Genomic DNA, 17879 nt, shown 5'->3' with positions numbered 1-17879 from the left:
CCCCCCCCCCCCCCCCCCCCCCCCCCCCCCCCCCCCCCCCCCCCCCTGCTCGACCGTCGGCGATATGCTCGCCTTCGCAAAGATGCACCTCGATGGCGGCGTCGCGTCTGACGGCAAGCGCCTGCTCTCAGACGCCTCCGCACGCGCGATGACTGAGCCCCAGGTGACGCTGCCCGCGTCGCCCGGCGAATTCGCTTCGCACTGGGGGCTCGGCTGGATGCTCTTCGACTGGGGCGGCCGCCGCGTCATCGGCCACGATGGCGGGACGATCGGCCAGCAATCCAGCCTGCGCATCTTGCCCGACGAGCAATTCGCCGTCGCGCTGCTGACCAACTCCGTGGGAGGCAGCCTGCTCGCCAGCCGCGTCATGCGCTGGCTCTTCGGACAGATCATGGGCATCGACATGCCGGCACGAGCGGCGCCGCCCGAGATCGCGCCGGAGATCGACCTCACACCCTACACCGGCGTCTACGAACGCCACGGCCTCCGTATCACGATCACCTTGAACGATGGCCGTCTCATGGTCGAGACCGTGAACACCGGTCCGTTGGCCACGGCCGAAGACCAGTTCCCCGCCGTACCCATGTATCCGGTCGATGCGGCGCTGTTCGTGCAGCAGGTGCCGCTAAGCGGCGTCTTCCAGCCCGTCGTCTTCAGCGACTTTCGGGATGGCCGCCCCCACTACATGTTCGCAAGCCGGGTTGCGCGGCGCGCCGTCAGCCCCGCACCATGACGGGCGGCAGCGCACGCACCGTCGGCGCCGGCGACGGATAGGGAGGACGCAAGGATGCCGCTCGATCGCTTCCAGTCCATTGACCCGCAGCTTCTCGATATCTCCGCGAGCGATCGCGTGATCGATCTTGGCTGCGGCACCGGCCGCCACGTGCTCGAACTGGCGCGCCAGCCCTCGACGGTGCTCGGCGCCGACATCTCGCGCAACGACTTGCGCATCGGCCGCTTTCTCGTCGAGATCATGCGTCGCCGCGACGAGGTCGGAGCGCGCGTGCACTGGCTGCAGACCGCCGGCGAGCGCCTGCCCTTCGTCGATGACGCGTTCGACCGCGTGATCTGCACCGAGACGCTCGAGCACGTCGATGACGACGCGCTGCTCGCGCGCGAACTCGTGCGCGTGCTGAAGCCGGGTGGCATCCTCGCCGTCAGCGTCCCCGACGAGTACTCCGAGAAGGTGTTCTGGAAGCTCTCGAAGAACTACCGCACGCACGCCGGTGGCCACGTGCGCATCTACGAGCGCAAGCGCGTCGTGCAGTTGCTGCGCGCGGCGGGATTGCACCCCTACGCCGTGCGATACCGTCATTCGCTCGAAACGCTGTACTGGCTCAGTCACATCGCGTTCTGGAGCGACTGGGGCAAGCAAGGGCCTGTTACCAGCGTCTTTCGGCGCGCCCTCGACTCGCCGCGCACGCGCGCATCGCGCATCGTCAGCGCGCTCGATGACATCGGCAACCGCATTCTCCCCAAGAGCATCGTGGTGTACAGCCGCAAGCCGCTCGGGTCGAATCCCTGGCCGTCGACGAACGGTTTTGCCGCCGCCCCTGTCACGCTCGAAGAGGAGACGCCGCACGAATTCGGCACGCCGGAGCACATGCCCGGCGCAATCGCGCCCGCCGGCGCCGGATCGTCGCAAGCGGCGCCGTCCGCGGGGTCAGACGACGAGCGCGACAGCGTAGAAGTACGCGCCGTGCCCGCGCCCTTCGCGATCGAACCGCCCGCCGCACCATCGCGCGAGCCCGGCGCGCCGCCGCTGTCGCTCCACGACGAACTGCGCATCGCCCTATCGCTGCGCGGCGAAGAGCAGAAGCGAAGGCTGATCGAGATCATGCGTTCGTGCCGCTACGCGCTGATGAAGGAGACGCAGGAGATGAGCGGCGAGCAGGCATCGACGCCGTGGACGGCCGACGGCCGCACCATGAAGGAGATCATCGGACACATCACGGGCTGGGAGCGCTGGACAACTTCCGCGCTCCAGGAGATCGCCGCCGGCTCGCGCGAGCCCGCCATCATGTCGCTTTCCGGCTATCCGGTGGGCATCGGCCGCTACGGCTCCATCGACGCCTTCAACGGCGCCCGCATGGCCGAAGCGCGCGAGCGGCCCTGGGCTGATGTGCTCGATGATTCGGCCACCGTCTTCGATGACCTGCTCGCCACGATCGAAGCGACGCCCGCATCATCGCTCGCGCACACGGCGCCGTTCTACTGGCCGGACATCGGCGGCACCGTGCCCTGCGGACTCTATCTGCTCATGGTGTGCGCGCATCACTACCAGGAAGAGCATCTGCCCGAGATCACGGGCAGCCAGCCAGCCACCCGGTAGCCGAGATGCGATCTAAGATAATGCTTGACAATCCATTGGACGCTGTTAGACACTTGCGCCGCCGTTAAGCGGTGCGCTGTACAGAGTGCTCCGGAGCATCTCTCCCGGAGCCAGCGTGCGAGATGGGGCGCCGTTCCTCCGACCACCGCCCGGCTTAGCGACCATCCGTTCGACCCCGCCTTCATCGTATCGCCGCGCTACTGCATGGGGGGGAGCGCGTCGTGACGGTCACCTGCCCAGGAAAGGAGGCGACCCGGCCGCGGCATACCTCTGACCTCAACACATCTGACAACAACAGGAAGGACTTGCTTGCATGAAGCGAGCCATACAACGTGTACTCATCTCCGCTGCAGCCGCGCTCGGGTTTCTCGTTGCCGCTGCGGTCCCAGTCGGACCGTCAGACCCCGGCGTCGCCCTCGCGCAACCCGATCCCCTGGACGGAATCGCGACCGGTTGCACGGACTTCCAGCTTTACCTCGGACTCTTCTCGGTGGATATCCCCGATCCGGGGTGGGCCTGGGTGAATCCTGCCGAGCCGTTTCAGTCTGCCACTGGAGTCGCGCTCAAGAGTGAGATCACGCACACGGACTTCCCGGTAGTGCACGACTCTCATGACATCAATGTCGACATCCTGCTCGATCCCGGGCAGGAAGGTCTGCTGTCGATCGTGAATCCGGACAAGGCGGCGCCCGTCGGGCCGGATACCCTCGAGGTGGAGTGGGAGATCGGCACGCACCCCTCCGAGACGGGAAGCGATCCGGAACGCACGCTGCCAAAGTGGGCGTGGCCGAATAAGGGCGACCGCGTTTGGACCAACGGCCACCACATCTACGACTGCGGGCACACCACCGAAGTAGACAGTATCGAGCGCGCCCGGTCCGAGATCCATCCCGCGCGCGCCATGGCTAGCATGCGCGATCAGATGGGCACCATTCCGGGCACCGGATCGACGCCGGTACGCACGACCACCACGGACCTCTGGATCCACGGACGTGCCGGATTCGTTACCGATGTGCTCTACTGCGGCGCCGCCATCGTCATCCAGGACACCGATCCGGACTTCGCGTGTCCGACGAACGAAACACCGATCGACGATGACTACGAGTTCGATGTGCAGCTTCCATCGAAGCCGTCGTCGAGCGCCGTTCTCGCCTGGTCGGTGGAGGACGGACCGCGCAACAACCTCAGCGCGGCGCCGATCATTGTTCCCGTGCCGGCCGTGAATCCCACGTCTCTGCACGTTACTATCCCGCTCGACGGCAGTGGCGCCGCTCCCTCCGACGTCTACTCACGTACGATCAAGGCGGGTTGGGTCTATCCACCCGACGGGCTTCGCCATTTCAATCTCACCCTCAATCGGATGGACCTGCATGAGGACATGGATCTCGACCCCGGCGATTGCGAATGCACGTTCTTCTGGATGAACGTTGACCGCGCACCGTCCGAGTGGATCCGGCTCTCGACGTTCGCCAATGGCAACATGAACGACTACGACGATGACGGGGGCCTGCTCGGAGACGGCGAGATCTCCTTTTCTGGTGCTTCGTTCGATTACTACGTGGCGGACGGCATGAGCGTCAACGTGAGCGCTCATGGATACGACCAGGACTGTCTCGACGATTACTTCGGCGATCACCGGTTCCAGGTCGGGATCTTCCTGGACTGCTACCTCGCCGCCGCGTTAGAGCTCGAGGCCGGTGACAACGACGACTACAACGTACTCAACGCCGCGTTCGGCGGACCCGACTATGGTGTGGGCGCGCAGGACGTGAGCGCCGGCGGTCAATACGAGCTCGAGTTCAGCATCGAGGAGATCCCGGTTGACCTGGAGGACGACGCAGACCTACAGCTGACGAAGATCTGCAAGCCGGATAACGTAGCGTTCGCCGGCCAGGAAGTGACATGCACGATCCTCGTGAATAACCCGGGGCCTGGATTGCCGCGCAACGTCGTCGTCGAGGACACACTCCTCACGAACGTCGCTCCGTCCAACTACGCACTGCAGACGCCCACCTTTGTGTTCGAAGGCTTCGCCGGCTCTCCGAACCCCTGCGACGCTCCAACGAGCATCCCGGGCGGCAAACAGTTCACGTGTAACCTGGGCACGGTGCCGGTTGGCGGCAGCGCCATCATCACCGCCAAGTTCACGTCCAGCGAGGGCGGTGACTTCAACAACCGCGCCCTCGTCACGACGGATTCCACGGACGCGAACACGGCGAACAATGAATCCATCGACGGGCTAACGATTGTTCCCGTCGCCGACCTCGCACTCACGAAGTCCGATGCGCCTGACCCGTTGAACGCGGGGACGATCATCACGTACCAGCTAGGGGTCACGAACAACGGCCCATCCACCGCCGTCAACGTTGTGGTAGAGGACTTCCTGCCGGCCGGTGTCTCGCTCCTCTCGGTGAGCGGAAGCGGCGGCGCATCGTGCCTGTTCGGCATCCCCGGGGACAATGCCCGACCGACGAGCTGCAACTTCAATTCGTTGGCTTCGGGTGCCGCGCGCACAATGACGATTCAAGTCGCTGTCGGGCCGGGCGTCCTCCTCGTCGCGCACAACGATGCGCGCGTCAGCAGCGGCACCGCCGACCTGAACAACTCAAACGACGTTGCCAGCACGGACACCACCATTGCGGTTGCCGATATCGGCGTTTCACTCACGTCGAATGCTGACCTCTACAAGTCGTCATCGACGATTAAGTACACCATCACGGTCGCGAACAGCGGCCCTGGAAACGCGGCTGGAGTCGTCGTCCAGCAAGCGCTTCCAACGACCAAAGGCACCAGCTATAGCTTTGACTCTGGCGGCTGTACGCGTTCCGGGACGACCCTTACCTGTGCCATGGGCTCCATGGGAGCGGGCGAGACCCGATCCTTCAATGTCTATGTCCTCGTCAAGGGTTCAAAGGGGCAGATCACCAGTATCGCCACGGCGGCAACCACCACGTTCGACCCCGTCCTGGTGAACAACGGCTCGACGCGCAACGTGCTCGTCGGAAAATAACTCAGCCGCAAGCCGGTTATCAGCGGGAGGCCCTCGTCGAGGGCCTCCCGCACGGCAAGCGTGCCGAATTGACCAACACCGAATAGCGATCGAATTGACGTCAAGCGATGCGAAAGGCCGCCGACCCACGCCGCGCGTGTGGTCGAAATGTGTTTGCGGCTGCCCGAAGCGACGGCCCGCGAGCAACAGCACGTCAAGTTCACCGTGCGCGGCAAGTCGTTCGCGTACTACCTCGACGACCACCACGGCGACGGGCGCGTCGCGATCAACGTCAAGGCGGCGCCGGGCCAGCAGCAGGCGCTCATCGCCGCCTACCCGGAGCGCTTCTTCATGCCGTCGTACCTCGGCCCGAAAGGTTGGCTCGGGCTCTATCTCGATGCCGGCGTCATCGACTGGGACGAGGTCGAATCGCTGCTCATCGACAGCTATCGCATGATCGCGCCGAAGCGGCTCGCGGCGCTCGTGCCATAGCGATACGCCGCGAACGCCCTGCGACTACGACCAGGTCACCGTCCCGCAGCGATGGATCGCGTGCCCCGGCTCCGTCGCGCTGAACTCACCGATCTCGATCAGCGCCCAGCGGTCCTGCCGCACGCCTGCCGTGTCTGGCGTGCTCAGCATCTGGTTGACGGTTGGCGGCAAAGGTGAGCGCGTGTCAAGAACATCGACGGTCGATCAACGCCGTAAGCTCATCATCGCGATCGCCGCTTCGCTGCCCGAAGCGACGGCCCGCGAGCCGTGAATGGATAGACGCCATTGCGTCATAGGGTTCGGCCTCGTACCCGGCCCTGCACGGTAGTATCTCCCCATGGCAGACGGAAAGATCCGCACGCCCGACCAACGTCTCCGCGTCTTCGTGAGCTCAACGCTGCAGGAACTGGCGACTGAGCGGACCGCAGCACGCGAAGCCATCCGTCGCCTGCGGCTCTCGCCTGTCGCCTTTGAGAGCGGCGCACGCCCGCATCCACCGAAGGAACTATATCGAGCGTACCTCGCGCAGAGCGATGTATTCATCGGCATCTACTGGGAGAGCTACGGTTGGGTGGCGCCTGACATGGAGACGTCCGGGTTGGAGGACGAATATCGCCTCGCCATGTCGCACCCGAAGCTCATCTACATCAAGCGCCCGGCGCCGAAGCGAGAGCCGCGGCTTGCCGACCTGTTGCAGCGCATCCGGGACGGCGACGGCGTGTCGTACAAGCAATTCTCATCATCGGACGAGCTACAGGAGTTGATCGAAAACGACCTCGCGCTCATGCTCACGGAGCGCTTCGCCGGAGCGCAGGTGGATGGTTCCGGTCAAACCCGCGCGAGCCTGCCCGTCCCGCTCACACGGTTTTTCGGTCGCGAGGACGAACTCGAAGACCTCGTGCAGCGTCTTAGGCAACCTCGGACGCGGCTCGTCACCCTGGTTGGACCCGGCGGCGTGGGTAAGAGCCGGCTGGCGCTCGAGAGCGCGCGCCGGCTGTCTCCTCAGTTCGAGGGTCAAGTCGTGTTCGTTTCCCTCGCGCCCGTCGATAATGACGCCCTCGTCTTGCAGACGATCGCCCGCGCCCTCGATGTACGCGAGGCAAGCGAGCGGCCGTTGGTGGAGGCGATCGCGGATCGCGTTCATGAGAGTCCCGTCCTGCTACTCCTCGACAATTTCGAGCACCTGATCGAGGGCGCCGCCTCCCTCTCGGAATTGCTGCTCCGTGCGCCCTCCCTGACGGCACTCGTCACCAGCCGCGAGCCCCTGCGCATCCAGGGGGAACAATTGGTCACCGTATTGCCCCTGCCGCTGGCTGGTGAGGCAGTGTCCTCACCGGCGATTGCGTTGTTCGTTGACCGCGCTCGCGCCGTCGATCCCACCTTCGAGTTGAACAGCGGCAACATCAAGGCGATCGCCGAGCTCTGTCAGCGGCTTGATCGCCTGCCCCTAGCGATCGAACTCGTCGCTGCGCGTATCTCGATGCTGTCACCGACGACTATACTGGCGCGGCTCGATAGCGCGCTCACGCTTGCCGCCCGTGGTGGTCGTGACCTCCCCGAGCGTCAGCGCACCATGCGCAACACGATCGACTGGAGCTACGGGCTCCTGACCGACGACGAGCGCGTATCGTATGAGCGCCTGGCGGTGTTCGCCGGTCGGATTACGCCACAGTCCGCCCATGCCGTCTGCCAGCTGTTGGATGAAGAGACGGCGCTCGATACCTTAGACGCCCTCGCACACAAGAGTCTGTTGCAGCGCGAACGCGATCGCGCAGGCGGCTTGCAGTTTCGACTGCTGAACGCAGTCCGGAGCCACGGCCTGGAGCGCCTCGCTGCTTCCGGCGAGCGGGCCGCCGTGGAAGCCCGGTACGTGCGCTACTTCATTGACCTCGTAGATCAGACGCAACCTCGCCTCTTTAGTCCGGAGTATGTCGAGGCGCGCGACCTGCTCGACATCGAGTATGAGAATGTCAGGGCGACGCTTTCGGAGTCGGAAGGCGACAACCAAGCGATGGCGCAGCTTGTCTACGGCCTCTTTTTTTACTGGTACCGACGCGGTCTCCTGAGCGAAGGCCGGCGGTGGGCTGAAGGCGGACTCGAACGCTCGGGAGCGACGGGCCACGAACGCGGCATGATCGCGAGCGGTGCAGGCTCGCTCGCGATGTGGCAGGGCGACCTCGACGGCGCGCGTAATCACTACGAGGCATCGGCGAGGCTCCTGGCGGAGTCACCCGAAGTCCACCTGCGCGGCGTTTCGCAGTTCACGCTTGGCGTGCTCTTGATGGCGCAGGGCGAGGCAGTGGATGCGGCGGCGCGCCTTCATAACGCACTCGCCATCCTCGCCACCTCGCAGGACACGCGGGATCGTTACTTTTGTGCGCTTTCGCTCATGCATCTCGGCAATGTTGGCATGAGCATCGGACATCCCGCCGATGCCGTTGCGTCGCTGAACGATGCGCTGGAATTAGGGCGTGAGGTCGGCGATGCATGGCTCGTGGCCTCGATCCTCACGAACATGGGGGAAGTGGCGCGCATCAGCGGCGACTATGAGCGAGCCGCAGCACACTACCAGGAGGCCCTCACACAATTCGAGCAGACGGATGATCGTGGCGACGCAGCCCGATTGCTCTGTTGCTTGGCGTTTACGGCCTGCCGCCTCGGAGAATTCGAGCAGGCGATGAGCCTGCTCGATCGAAGCATCGGGGTTCACGAGGAGTTCGGCAGCAAGCGTGGCATCGCTGAGTGCCTGCTCGGGTACGCTCAGGTCCTCTCTGCTCGCTCTGACGAGGATCGTCGGGTCCGGTCCATGCGTCACGCAGCCATGCTGCTCGCGGCCTCTGAGCGGCAGATGCGCACGCAAGGCGCTGTGTATTGGACCGCTGACCTCGCGGAACACGACAAGGTGTCCAACGCAGTCATTCGGGCGCTGTCTCACCAAGACTTGGACGACCTGCGTCGTGAAGGCGAACGACTCTCTCTGGCCGAGATTCGCGAGCTCGTCCGCGGCTAGCGCACCTATCGTGTGATAGTGCACACCGAGTCTGGTACTACTCCTGGGCTCTGATCCCGCACTCTTGGCAGTATCTCGCCGGCGATAGCGTGCTTCGCGGCGCACTCCGAGTTGCCCGAAGCGACGGCCCGCGAACGGCAGCACGTCAAGTTCGAAGTGCGCGGCAAATCGTTCGCGTACTACCTCGACGATCACCACGGCGACGGGCGGGTCGCGGTCAACGTGAAAGCGGCGCCCGGGCAGCAGCAAGCGCTCATCGCGGCGTACAGGGGGCGCTTCTTCATGCCGTCGTATCTCGGCCCGAAGGGTTGGCTCGGCCTCTACCTCGATGCCGGCGACATCGACTGGGATGAAGTCGAATCGCTGCTCACCGACAGCTATCGCATGATCGCGCCGAAGCGGCTCGCGGCGCTCGTCCCGTAGCGACGCGCCGCGAGCGCCCGGCGATTACGACCAGGTCACCGTCCCGCAGCGATGGATCGCGTGCCCCGGCTCGGTCGCGCTGAACTCACCGATCTCGATCAGCGCCCAGCGGTCCTGCCGCACCCCCGCCGTGTCGGGCGTGCTCAGCACCTGGTTGACGGTGCCGCCGGTGACCGTCACGACGCCGACGATCGTCACGTCGGCCAGCTCGAAGACCTCCGGACCGCCCTCGCGCATCGGGCACGCGGCGTCCGTGCGCACCACGTACAGGAAACCGTCCATGCCGTAACTCGGCGGCGAACCGAAGTCGTCGCCGCGCACCGCCAGCGACAGCATGCCGGTCGGCGGCCACACGTCGCCGCTTTCGTGCTCCCATGCATAGAACACCGTGTTGTCGGCGCCGATGCCGGAGAGATCGTTCTGCACGGGCAGGTCGCCCTGCCCGACAAGCTCGCAGGCGGCCTCTGCAAGCGCTAACACGCCCAACGCGGCGACCATCAGTCCCCTTCGTGCATGACTCAACATCGTCATCGCAGACCTCGCTTTCGATTCGACGGGTAATACGATCGCGCCCCCGCCACAACTATAGCGACGTACGCACCCGATCGAGCGACGACCGCGCGACAAACGCAAAAAGAAACGCCGCCGCGTCGGTACGCGGACGGCGCGAGTACAGCCGCGACGGCTCGCCTCACAGCGGCGGGCGCGTGCGCCTCGACTCATCCGGCGCATCGTCGTCCGTCTGCACGACGCCCGCCCGCCGCAGGTCGTCGATGCGCTCATCGCTCATGCCCAGCACGCGCCGGAGCACGTCCGCCGTGTGCGCGCCGACCCGGTCGGCGCCGCGCTCGACCTGCACCTTCGTCCGCGAATACTTCAGCGGCGAGTTCACGACGCGCACCGTGCCACCTTCGCCGCCCGGCACGTCGACGAACATCTCGCGATGATTCGCCTGCGGATCCGCCGCCGCACTGGCGATCGTGTGCATCGGCGCCACCAGGCACGCACCTTCGAGCGCCGCGATCCAGTCGTCAGTCGTCCGCCGCCGAAACGCGTCGCTGAGGAGCGGCTCGAGCGCGGCATGGTTCGCCGTCCGTGCGGCGTTCGTCGCGAAGCGCTCATCCGCGACCAGTGCGTCGAGTTCAAGCAGCGCGCAGAACAACGCCCAGTCCTTCACCCCCGCCACGACGAGCCAGCCATCGGCCGAAGCGAATGCCTGGAACGGCGTGATCAGCGGATGCCGTGTGCCGATCGGCCCCGGCACGGCGCCCGTCGCGAAGTAGCGCGTCATCGCGTTCTCCAGCAGCGCGAATTGCGCGTCGAGCATCGCAACGTCCAGGTACTGACCCCTGCCGCTCTTCTCGCGCTCGACGAGCGCCCCCAACACACCGATCGCCGTGAACATGCCCGCCGCCATGTCGCCGATCGAATAGCCCGCGCGCGCCGGCGGACCGTCGGGGTGCCCCGTGATGCTCATCAGCCCGCTCATCGCCTGGACGATCACGTCCACCGCCCCGCGCTTCGACGCCGGCCCCGTCTGCCCGAACCCGGACGTCGACGCGTAGATGATGCGCGGGTTGCGCGCCGCGATCACCTCGTACGCCAGGCCGAGCGTCTGCATCGTGCCCGGGCTGAAGTTCTCGGTGACGACGTCCACGTGCTCGGCGAGCGACAGCGCGATCTCGCGCCCTGCGTCGGACTTGAGGTCGATGTGTACGGCCTGCTTGCCGCGGCTCAGGCTGAAGTAATAGAGGTTGACGCCGTCGACCACCGGCCCCGGCGCGCGCTCCGCTTCGGTCATGCCCACCGGCTCGATGCGCCACACCTCCGCGCCCATGTCGCAGAGGATCATCGTGCCGAACGGCCCCGCGAGCGCCCAGGTGAAGTCGAGAATGCGAATGCCATCAAGCGGTCCCATGCCGCACATTGAAGCGAGAGCCATCGGCGAGCGCTAGGGCGAAGCAGAAGAAGGGGACCAGCGTCGTCACGCGCCCGTCGTCGGACGGCGTAAGAATCTCCATGCACGTCGAAGGCGAACAGCCCGCGCGCTACATCACGCGCCGCAGGAAGGCCCCGATGCGGTCAGCGTAGTCGGTGAGGTCCGCCGTCTGCGGAAAGACCGGGAACCAGTGCGGCATGCCGTCGTAGCGATGCGCCTCGGCATCGCCTCCCGCGGCGCGCACCTTCTCCGCGAACTGCACGTCTTCGTCACAGAACGGATCGATCGCGCCCACGACGACGCACACCGGCGGGTACGACGACAGGCCGGCGTTCACCGGACTCAGCAGCGGTTCCGCCCAGCGCGACGCGTCCGGCATGTAGCACCCGCGCCAGAACGAGAGCGCCGCGTCGTCGATCAGCGGGTCGTTGGGGCCGAACCGCCGCGACGAAGCGCTGCTCATCGTCAGATCGAGCCACGCCGAGATCAACACCACGGCGTCTGGCGGCGCTTCGCCCATTTCGATGAGCCGCAGCGGCGTCACCGCCGCGAGGTTCCCGCCCGCGGAGTCGCCCGCGATCGCCACGTGCGTCGGATCGCCGCCGAGCGATGCGGCGTTCGCGCGCAGCCATCGGTACGCCGCGACGCAGTCATCAAGAGCCGCCGGGTACGGATGCTCCGGCGCCAGCCGATAGTCCAGGCTGACGACCACCGCATCTGCCGCCATCGCGATCGCCTTCGAGACGCGCGCCGTCGCCTCCGGCTTAAAGATCACGAGGCCGCCGCCGTGCAGGTGCAACACCACGGGCCGTAACTCACCGTTGCGCGGTTTCGGCGCGAACACCAGCGCCCGCATAGGCCCGTCCGGCCCCGGGATCGCAATCTCTTCTTCGACGCGTAGCGCGGGCACATTCGCGTTGAACGCCGCCGCGGCGACGTCGTCGAACGCGCGCTGTGCAGTTGCGTCCAGCACGCGCATCGAACGCGCAGCATCCATCACCTGCAGCAACTCGGCGACCTGTGGGTGCAGCGGCGTATCGCCGCGGGTATACGTTGACATGCGTCTCTATCTCCTCGTATCCCGTAATCATAGAGCGTCGGTGCGCTGGCGAAAGGGACGCGAAGCTTCGTCCGTTACGTACGAAGCGCGTCCCGCCAGCGCTGGCGCAGCATGCGCACGCGCACCTCATCGATCGTATGACCTGCGTAACGCGATTCGACGAACGCCGCGCTGATCGCCGACGGCGCGTCCGACGCGAACTCGGCGTCGAGGGCCGGCGCGAATTGCAGTGGCGTCAGGGACGGCGAGCGCTCGAGTCCTCGCTCCTCCGCCGCCGACAACATGTCGAAGTACAGCCGTCGGACCGCGACGCTGCTCGCCGCGCCCTCGCCGCGCCGGAAGCGCCGCCCGAGCGCGCCAATCAGGGATGCAAGGTCGCCCGCCAGCGATGACGCCGGCTCGATGTCTTCGCGCTGCTCGCGCGGATCGGTGACCCGCCTGCGCACGTAGCGCCGAAACGCCTGCCAGAGCAAGAACAGCACGAGCGCGCCGATGGCAACGGCACCGAGGGTCATCGCGATCGTGAACAGCACACGGAACCACAACGGCTGTTCGCCGGGCTCACGGCGCGGCTCTTCATCGATGGCGGGTTCACGTCGCGGAGGTTCAAGCTCGCGTGGATCCGCAAAGAACGCCTCCAATATCCAACGCAGCAACCGAAACGGCTGCCAAATCATCCATTGAATGGGCGTAAGTACGTACTCGCCAAAGACGCGACCGCCTGCTTCGGATGGCGCGACGAGCGGCGAGAACACGTCGAACGCGTCCCGGTCCAGCGTGCCAGCGACGAGCGCCAGTGCGAGCGCGGCGAGCGCAAGCATGCCGATCGCGAGCGGCCACCCGTTAGCCATCGATGCGAAGTCGGTGCGTGGCGACGTGTTGAAGACGGCAAGCGCCGCGAGCGCGACGATGCTGTACGCGAACGCGAGCGCGCCCCACGAGATGTCGCCCTGCACGGCTGGCGTAGCGAGCGCGGCGATCACGACGGCCGCGAACCCGAGCGACACGCTGAACAACAGGGCGTCGAAGTCGAGATCGTGCCGCGTGCCGTGCCGTACACCACGGATCCAGAACGCAGTGAGCGTCGCCATCCCCGCGATGACGTGGCCGTTGGGCTCGATGACCGATGCGGGCTGGGAGAGGAGATCGGCGAGCCAGCCGAAGTCCCACGGCACGTCGCTGTACGTCAGCACGCCGATCACGAACAAGAGCGCGAGGCTCACCAGCATGCCCCCCGTCCGGACGTCGCTCGTTTCGTCTCCCGTCGGCTGCAGTACGCGCGCTAGCACGAACGATGCGACCACAACCGCGGCGACGCTGAGGATTGAAGGCGCCGGCCCGTCGCCCTGTCCGAAGAACGCAACGACGATCGCCACCGCCGCGAAGCCCCACAGCACGTCGACCGCCAGCGCGAGCGGCGTCCGCAGCGTGCCCGCGCTCACGTCGCCCCCTCAGTCGCGGCCGCTCGCCATGGCGCATCGACCCGCGACAGATCGCGCACGTCGACGTCGCCCAGGCGCTCCGGCCACGTCTCGCCCGACGTGCTCAGCACGACCATGGTGTGCCCGCGACGGCGTAGCCGCACGATCGCCGACGCCAACTCGTCCGTCATCATCCCGGTGACAACCGCAACCGTCGTCCCCGCCACCAACCGGTGCTCCTCGCGATCGAGCATCGCCGAGAGCGGCTCGAGCACGAACGGCGTCACGACGGCCAGCGCTTCCAGAATGCGGATGAACTGCTCGGCGCGGCGCCCCGGCGGTATGCGAATCGAACGGTCGGCATCCGGGAACGTGCTGTTCGCCAGCAACCCGACGCTGTAGCGCTCCTCGTACGCGTCGCGCGCGATCGATGCCGCGACCGTGATCGAGCGTTCGAGCAGTTCCGTCACCACCCCCGCCCACGCCGGGTCCGTCGTCTGGGTGTTCAGGCACAACAGCAGGTGCCGCGATGCCGACGGGTCGTACACGCGCGATTGCATCACGCCGAGCCGCGCCGTCGCCTTCCAGTCGATGCGTCGCAGGCTGTCGCCCGGCCGGTAGTCGCGCACACCGACGATCCGCGATGGGTCTTCGAAGATACGCGCGCCGCCAGCCGCTTCGCCGTACGGCCGTATCGAAGGCAACGACAGGTCCCCGAGCGGCGCCGTCCGCGGGTACACCGTCACGCGCGCGCGGCGCTCCTCGACGCGGTCGTCGGTGAAGAGCCCGAGCGGATCGCCCGAACGCAGCCGTACGCCGCCGATCTCGTACACGCCACGCTCAGCGCACATCAGCTCGTACGTGCGCGACACGCGCTGATGGCTTCGCACCGAGGTGCGCCAATCGCTCAGTCCGGCGCCCGTACTCGTTCCGGGACGAAAATTCGGCTCATCGACCACGACGACTCCGGGGCCGAAGCGCTCCGTCGCCTCGATCCACGTGAGCGGCAGCGGCTTGTCGTTCGTGATCCGCAGCCGCAGGGCGATGTGCTCGCCCGGGAAGACGTGGTCTTCGGGCATCACGCGCTCATACGAGAGCCGCCTCAGCGACCAGCGCGCCCACAGCGTCGCGCCGTAGCACGCCGCCCCAACGAGCAGCCCCAGCGCAACGACCGAGACGCTCCCGGCAACGACCCCGCCAACGATCGCCCCGATCGCCAGCAGCGGCCACGCATCACGCAGCATCAGCCTGCTACCGGCACCGGCGCTTCTTCGACGATCTCCCGCACCAACGACTCCGCATCGCGCCCGCGCAGCCGTGACTGCGAACTGAGGATGATCCGGTGGCTGAGCACCGGCGCCGCCAGGTGCTGCACGTCGTCGGGGAGCACGTAATCGCGCCCGCGCATCGCCGCGTATGCGCGCGCCGCGTTGAACAGCGCTAGCGATGCGCGGGGACTCGCGCCCAGCTCGACGGCGCTGTGCTCGCGCGTCGCCCGCGTGATCGATGTCAGGTACGCCCGGACGGAGGCCTCGCAGTGGACACCCGTCAGCGAAGCGCCGAGCCGCACGACCTCGGCCGCCTCGATCACAGGCTGCAACGACGCCAACGGGTCTTCGCTCTCGAAGCGCACCAGGATGGCGTCTTCATCGCTCGCGTCCGGATAGCCCATGCGCAGCCGCAGCAGGAAGCGGTCGAGCTGCGCCTCCGGCAGTGGGAACGTGCCCTCCAGTTCGATCGGATTCTGCGTCGCCAGCACGACGAACGGCGAAGGCAGCGCCAGCGTCTCGCCGTCGACGGTCACCTGCCGCTCAGCCATCGCCTCCAGCAACGCGCTCTGCGTCCGCGGCGTCGCGCGGTTGATCTCGTCGGCCAGCACCAGGTGCGCGAGCAGCGGCCCCGCGCGAAACTCGAACTCGCCCGACTTCTGGTTGTAGAAGTTGATGCCGGTGACGTCCGATGGCGTCAGGTCAGGCGTGAATTGGATGCGCCGAAACTCCGCCCCGACGCTCCGCGCAAGCGCCTTCGCCATCATCGTCTTGCCTGTGCCCGGCACATCCTCGATCAGCACGTGCCCGTTGCACAGCATCGCCACGAGCACCAGGTCGATCACGTCGTCGCAGCCGACGATCACCTTCGAGACGTTCGCACGGATTCGCTCGACGGCATCTCGTACAACGGCGACGTCGGCGCGCGATTCTGCAGTCATGCGTGCTTCATTTCCAGTGACTGAATGTAGTTCAGCGGCGACGATCAGGATACCATCGGGCGATCCGTCGAGCGTTGCCGCTAGCGCGGCTGCGGCGGATCGCGCGGCTCTACCCAGGGAAGCGGCGCGTCCAGGTCGTCGTCGTCGACTGAGTGTGAGTATTCCTCGACGACCATTGTGAGTTGGTCATGCAACGTCTCACTTTCGGGGAAGAACTCGGCCAGGAAGATGCCAAGTCCCAGCCCGTTAGAGAGGAGCAAGACCCCGTCTTCTGTGTAGCACTCCTCCCAGGACCAAAACGGGGTAAACAAGAGTTGAAAGCAGCTCCCGTCGTAGCCGCCAACCATGCGCTGCTTATGTGAGAGCACGACCAGGAAACGCCGCTCGGCCGAGTCAACGTCATGGCCGCCACTTGCGCCGCTGTGTTGACACGCGCCGGCGTCACACAATACGTGGTCTCCGCCGTCAACCACGATGGTTCGGACACGTCCCGGACCTTCAGCATTAAATGAGGTCGGCGCGCAGGTCGCCGAACCGATCCTGCGCGTACACAAGCCGAAGCGATCCGATGGGTCCTGCGACGCCAGAGATGTGATACGTCGCACGGTACTCGGCCTCCGCCGCGGCCGCAGCGATGCGGTCGAAGCGCTGCGTGGCGCTCGCCGAACTGCCGGAGCGTCCCTGCGTTGCAAGAGCGACTACCACAAGAATTCCGAGAATGAACCACGCCGTCCATACAACGAAGAGCGACGAGCGCACGTTTGGCTTATTCGGCGACATGTGAACGATCCTACCTCAGTCTCGAGGGACTTCGACCTCTGACCTCCGACCTCCGGCCTCCGATATCCTGTCCCCATGTGCGGACGCTTCACGCTCACCCGCAAGGACTTCCGCCAACTCGCTGCCGAGTTGGGCGCGGAGTTCGATGACTCCGTCGTGGCGCTCTACCGGCCGCGCTACAACATCGCCCCGACGGACCAGCACTGGATCGTCCGCATGAAGCAGGAAGAGCACCAGTTGCTGCCGGCGAAGTTCGGCCTCGTGAACTCGTGGGCGCCCGACATGAAAGGCGCTGCTCGCCAGATCAATGCCAAGTCCGAGACCGCCGACAACCGTCCCGCCTTTCGCGACGCCTTCGAGTCGCGGCGCTGTGCCATCCCCGCGGATGGCTTCTTCGAGTGGGCCGGCACGAAGGAGGCGCGGCGGCCGTACTGGTACCACGCCCCGGACGGCGGCATGTTGCTCTTCGCCGGCCTCTACGAGTCCTGGCGCGATCCCAAGACCGACAAGTGGACGCGCACCTTCGCGATTCTGACGACCGATGCGAACGAGGTCGTCGCGCCGGTCCACGACCGCATGCCGGTCATCCTGCCGCCCGATCGCGTCGACGACTGGATCTTCCGCCCCGCCGACAAGGCAAAGGTCGACAAGCAGGCGCTGCGCCAACTGCTACGACCCGCGCCGAACGATGCCATCGTCGCCACCGAAGTCTCGCGGCGCGTCAACGCCGTCGCCAACGACGACGAAGCCTGCCTCGCAGCCGCCGGCGACCGCGAGGACGTCGCGTCACCGCGCCTGCTCTAGCCACGCGCGCTGCCCGCCAACTGCGACACATCATCGCGCATTGATGCGCACGCATAACGAAAGCATCGCCGCGGCCGCAACGCATACTGTTCCGCAACATTCGGCATGTTGTTCTGCACTCGCCCGTGACGCCTGCGATGGCACACTCGACACAGCAAAGGAGGTACGAGGCATGTACATCGGTGGTGGACTGCTCGTCCTGATACTCATCGTCATTCTGCTCATCATCTTGCTGTAGACAGGCAGGCACGGGGCCCCGTGACCGTCCACGGGCACCTCCTGCAAAGAAATGCCGTGCCCCGCTCCAGGAGCGGGGCTTTTCATGCGGTCCGAAATCCCGCCCGTACGCGGAGTGTGCGAACTTCGGCCAATCGAGCGCCGGCTTCAACCAACCGGGTCGAGCGCGGGCTGAAAGCCCGC

General features: G+C 66.2%; 17 protein-coding genes. 8 read left to right on the top strand and 9 right to left on the bottom strand.

Translation table 11 applies throughout. The features are described from left to right. The 4 genes from WEB52_07775 to WEB52_07760 all read left to right on the top strand — a co-directional run. Positions 1-733, top strand: a 733-nt coding sequence (locus WEB52_07775) for a serine hydrolase domain-containing protein (protein ID MEX2226330.1), incomplete at its 5' end; no start/stop codon positions are given. A gap of 54 nt (positions 734-787) precedes the next feature. Then, entirely contained in the window at positions 788-2332 is a 1545-nt protein-coding gene (locus WEB52_07770; GenBank protein MEX2226329.1) for a methyltransferase domain-containing protein, read from the top strand. Positions 2333-2645: 313 nt separating this feature from the next. Next, the gene (locus WEB52_07765) at positions 2646-5342 is read left to right on the top strand and encodes a DUF11 domain-containing protein (GenBank protein MEX2226328.1); all 2697 of its coding nucleotides are present in this window, start codon (positions 2646-2648) and stop codon (positions 5340-5342) included. A 147-nt stretch (positions 5343-5489) separates the two neighbouring features. After that, positions 5490-5813 carry an MmcQ/YjbR family DNA-binding protein gene (locus tag WEB52_07760; GenBank protein MEX2226327.1) on the top strand — a complete coding sequence of 108 codons (324 nt, stop codon included), beginning with the start codon at positions 5490-5492 and terminating at the stop codon, positions 5811-5813. Between the two features lie 24 nt (positions 5814-5837). Here WEB52_07760 and WEB52_07755 read toward each other — a convergent pair whose 3' ends face one another. Next, the gene (locus tag WEB52_07755) at positions 5838-5984 is read right to left on the bottom strand and encodes a hypothetical protein (GenBank protein ID MEX2226326.1); all 147 of its coding nucleotides are present in this window, start codon (positions 5982-5984) and stop codon (positions 5838-5840) included. A gap of 589 nt (positions 5985-6573) precedes the next feature. Here WEB52_07755 and WEB52_07750 point away from each other — a divergent pair. Further along, entirely contained in the window at positions 6574-8823 is a 2250-nt protein-coding gene (locus tag WEB52_07750; protein MEX2226325.1) for a tetratricopeptide repeat protein, read from the top strand. A gap of 111 nt (positions 8824-8934) precedes the next feature. After that, a complete protein-coding gene (locus WEB52_07745; GenBank protein ID MEX2226324.1) occupies positions 8935-9246 on the top strand; it encodes an MmcQ/YjbR family DNA-binding protein in 312 nt (103 codons plus the stop codon). A 24-nt stretch (positions 9247-9270) separates the two neighbouring features. Here the strand turns inward: WEB52_07745 and WEB52_07740 are convergent, their stop codons facing one another. The 8 genes from WEB52_07740 to WEB52_07705 form a co-directional block, all read right to left on the bottom strand. Then, positions 9271-9744, bottom strand: coding sequence for a hypothetical protein (locus tag WEB52_07740; GenBank protein ID MEX2226323.1), 474 nt, complete (start codon positions 9742-9744; stop codon positions 9271-9273). A 193-nt stretch (positions 9745-9937) separates the two neighbouring features. After that, entirely contained in the window at positions 9938-11164 is a 1227-nt protein-coding gene (locus WEB52_07735; protein ID MEX2226322.1) for a CaiB/BaiF CoA-transferase family protein, read from the bottom strand. A gap of 130 nt (positions 11165-11294) precedes the next feature. Next, positions 11295-12245, bottom strand: coding sequence for an alpha/beta hydrolase (locus tag WEB52_07730; protein MEX2226321.1), 951 nt, complete (start codon positions 12243-12245; stop codon positions 11295-11297). 74 nt (positions 12246-12319) lie between these two features. Further along, positions 12320-13687, bottom strand: a complete 1368-nt coding sequence (locus WEB52_07725) for a DUF4129 domain-containing protein (protein MEX2226320.1) — start codon at positions 13685-13687, stop codon at positions 12320-12322. Further along, entirely contained in the window at positions 13684-14910 is a 1227-nt protein-coding gene (locus WEB52_07720) for a DUF58 domain-containing protein (GenBank protein ID MEX2226319.1), read from the bottom strand. Before WEB52_07720 ends, WEB52_07725 begins: the two co-directional genes overlap by 4 nt. Further along, entirely contained in the window at positions 14910-15875 is a 966-nt protein-coding gene (locus WEB52_07715) for a MoxR family ATPase (GenBank protein ID MEX2226318.1), read from the bottom strand. The genes WEB52_07720 and WEB52_07715 overlap by 1 nt, the downstream gene beginning before the upstream one ends. Positions 15876-15955: 80 nt before the next feature. Beyond that, positions 15956-16135: a hypothetical protein gene (locus WEB52_07710; protein MEX2226317.1), complete on the bottom strand. Its 180-nt coding sequence runs from the start codon at positions 16133-16135 to the stop codon at positions 15956-15958. A gap of 244 nt (positions 16136-16379) precedes the next feature. Then, entirely contained in the window at positions 16380-16655 is a 276-nt protein-coding gene (locus tag WEB52_07705; protein ID MEX2226316.1) for a hypothetical protein, read from the bottom strand. Positions 16656-16730: 75 nt separating this feature from the next. Between WEB52_07705 and WEB52_07700 the strand changes: the two genes are divergently transcribed. Both WEB52_07700 and WEB52_07695 read left to right on the top strand, forming a co-directional pair. Continuing rightward, a complete protein-coding gene (locus WEB52_07700) occupies positions 16731-17459 on the top strand; it encodes an SOS response-associated peptidase (protein ID MEX2226315.1) in 729 nt (242 codons plus the stop codon). Between the two features lie 43 nt (positions 17460-17502). Then, positions 17503-17697, top strand: a complete 195-nt coding sequence (locus tag WEB52_07695; protein ID MEX2226314.1) for a hypothetical protein — start codon at positions 17503-17505, stop codon at positions 17695-17697. The last annotated feature ends 182 nt before the right edge of the window (positions 17698-17879 follow it).

This window comes from Dehalococcoidia bacterium (genome assembly GCA_040902535.1).
GTDB lineage: Bacteria > Chloroflexota > Dehalococcoidia > DSTF01 > JACRBR01 > JBBDXD01.
Note: the sequence above shows the minus strand (reverse complement) of the source record. Positions and strands in the feature narration are given on the sequence as shown.

Bases quoted from the DNA above. Each gene is read 5' to 3' on its own strand.
- WEB52_07770 (MEX2226329.1), top strand. From the start codon at position 788: ATGCCGCTCGATCGCTTCCAGTCCATTGACCCGCAGCTTCTCGATATC.
- WEB52_07765 (MEX2226328.1), top strand. From the start codon at position 2,646: ATGAAGCGAGCCATACAACGTGTACTCATCTCCGCTGCAGCCGCGCTC.
- WEB52_07760 (MEX2226327.1), top strand. From the start codon at position 5,490: ATGTGTTTGCGGCTGCCCGAAGCGACGGCCCGCGAGCAACAGCACGTC.
- WEB52_07740 (MEX2226323.1), bottom strand. From the start codon at position 9,744: ATGGTCGCCGCGTTGGGCGTGTTAGCGCTTGCAGAGGCCGCCTGCGAG.
- WEB52_07735 (MEX2226322.1), bottom strand. From the start codon at position 11,164: ATGGGACCGCTTGATGGCATTCGCATTCTCGACTTCACCTGGGCGCTC.
- WEB52_07730 (MEX2226321.1), bottom strand. From the start codon at position 12,245: ATGTCAACGTATACCCGCGGCGATACGCCGCTGCACCCACAGGTCGCC.
- WEB52_07720 (MEX2226319.1), bottom strand. From the start codon at position 14,910: ATGCTGCGTGATGCGTGGCCGCTGCTGGCGATCGGGGCGATCGTTGGC.
- WEB52_07715 (MEX2226318.1), bottom strand. From the start codon at position 15,875: ATGACTGCAGAATCGCGCGCCGACGTCGCCGTTGTACGAGATGCCGTC.
- WEB52_07705 (MEX2226316.1), bottom strand. From the start codon at position 16,655: ATGTCGCCGAATAAGCCAAACGTGCGCTCGTCGCTCTTCGTTGTATGG.
- WEB52_07700 (MEX2226315.1), top strand. From the start codon at position 16,731: ATGTGCGGACGCTTCACGCTCACCCGCAAGGACTTCCGCCAACTCGCT.
- WEB52_07695 (MEX2226314.1), top strand. From the start codon at position 17,503: ATGCGCACGCATAACGAAAGCATCGCCGCGGCCGCAACGCATACTGTT.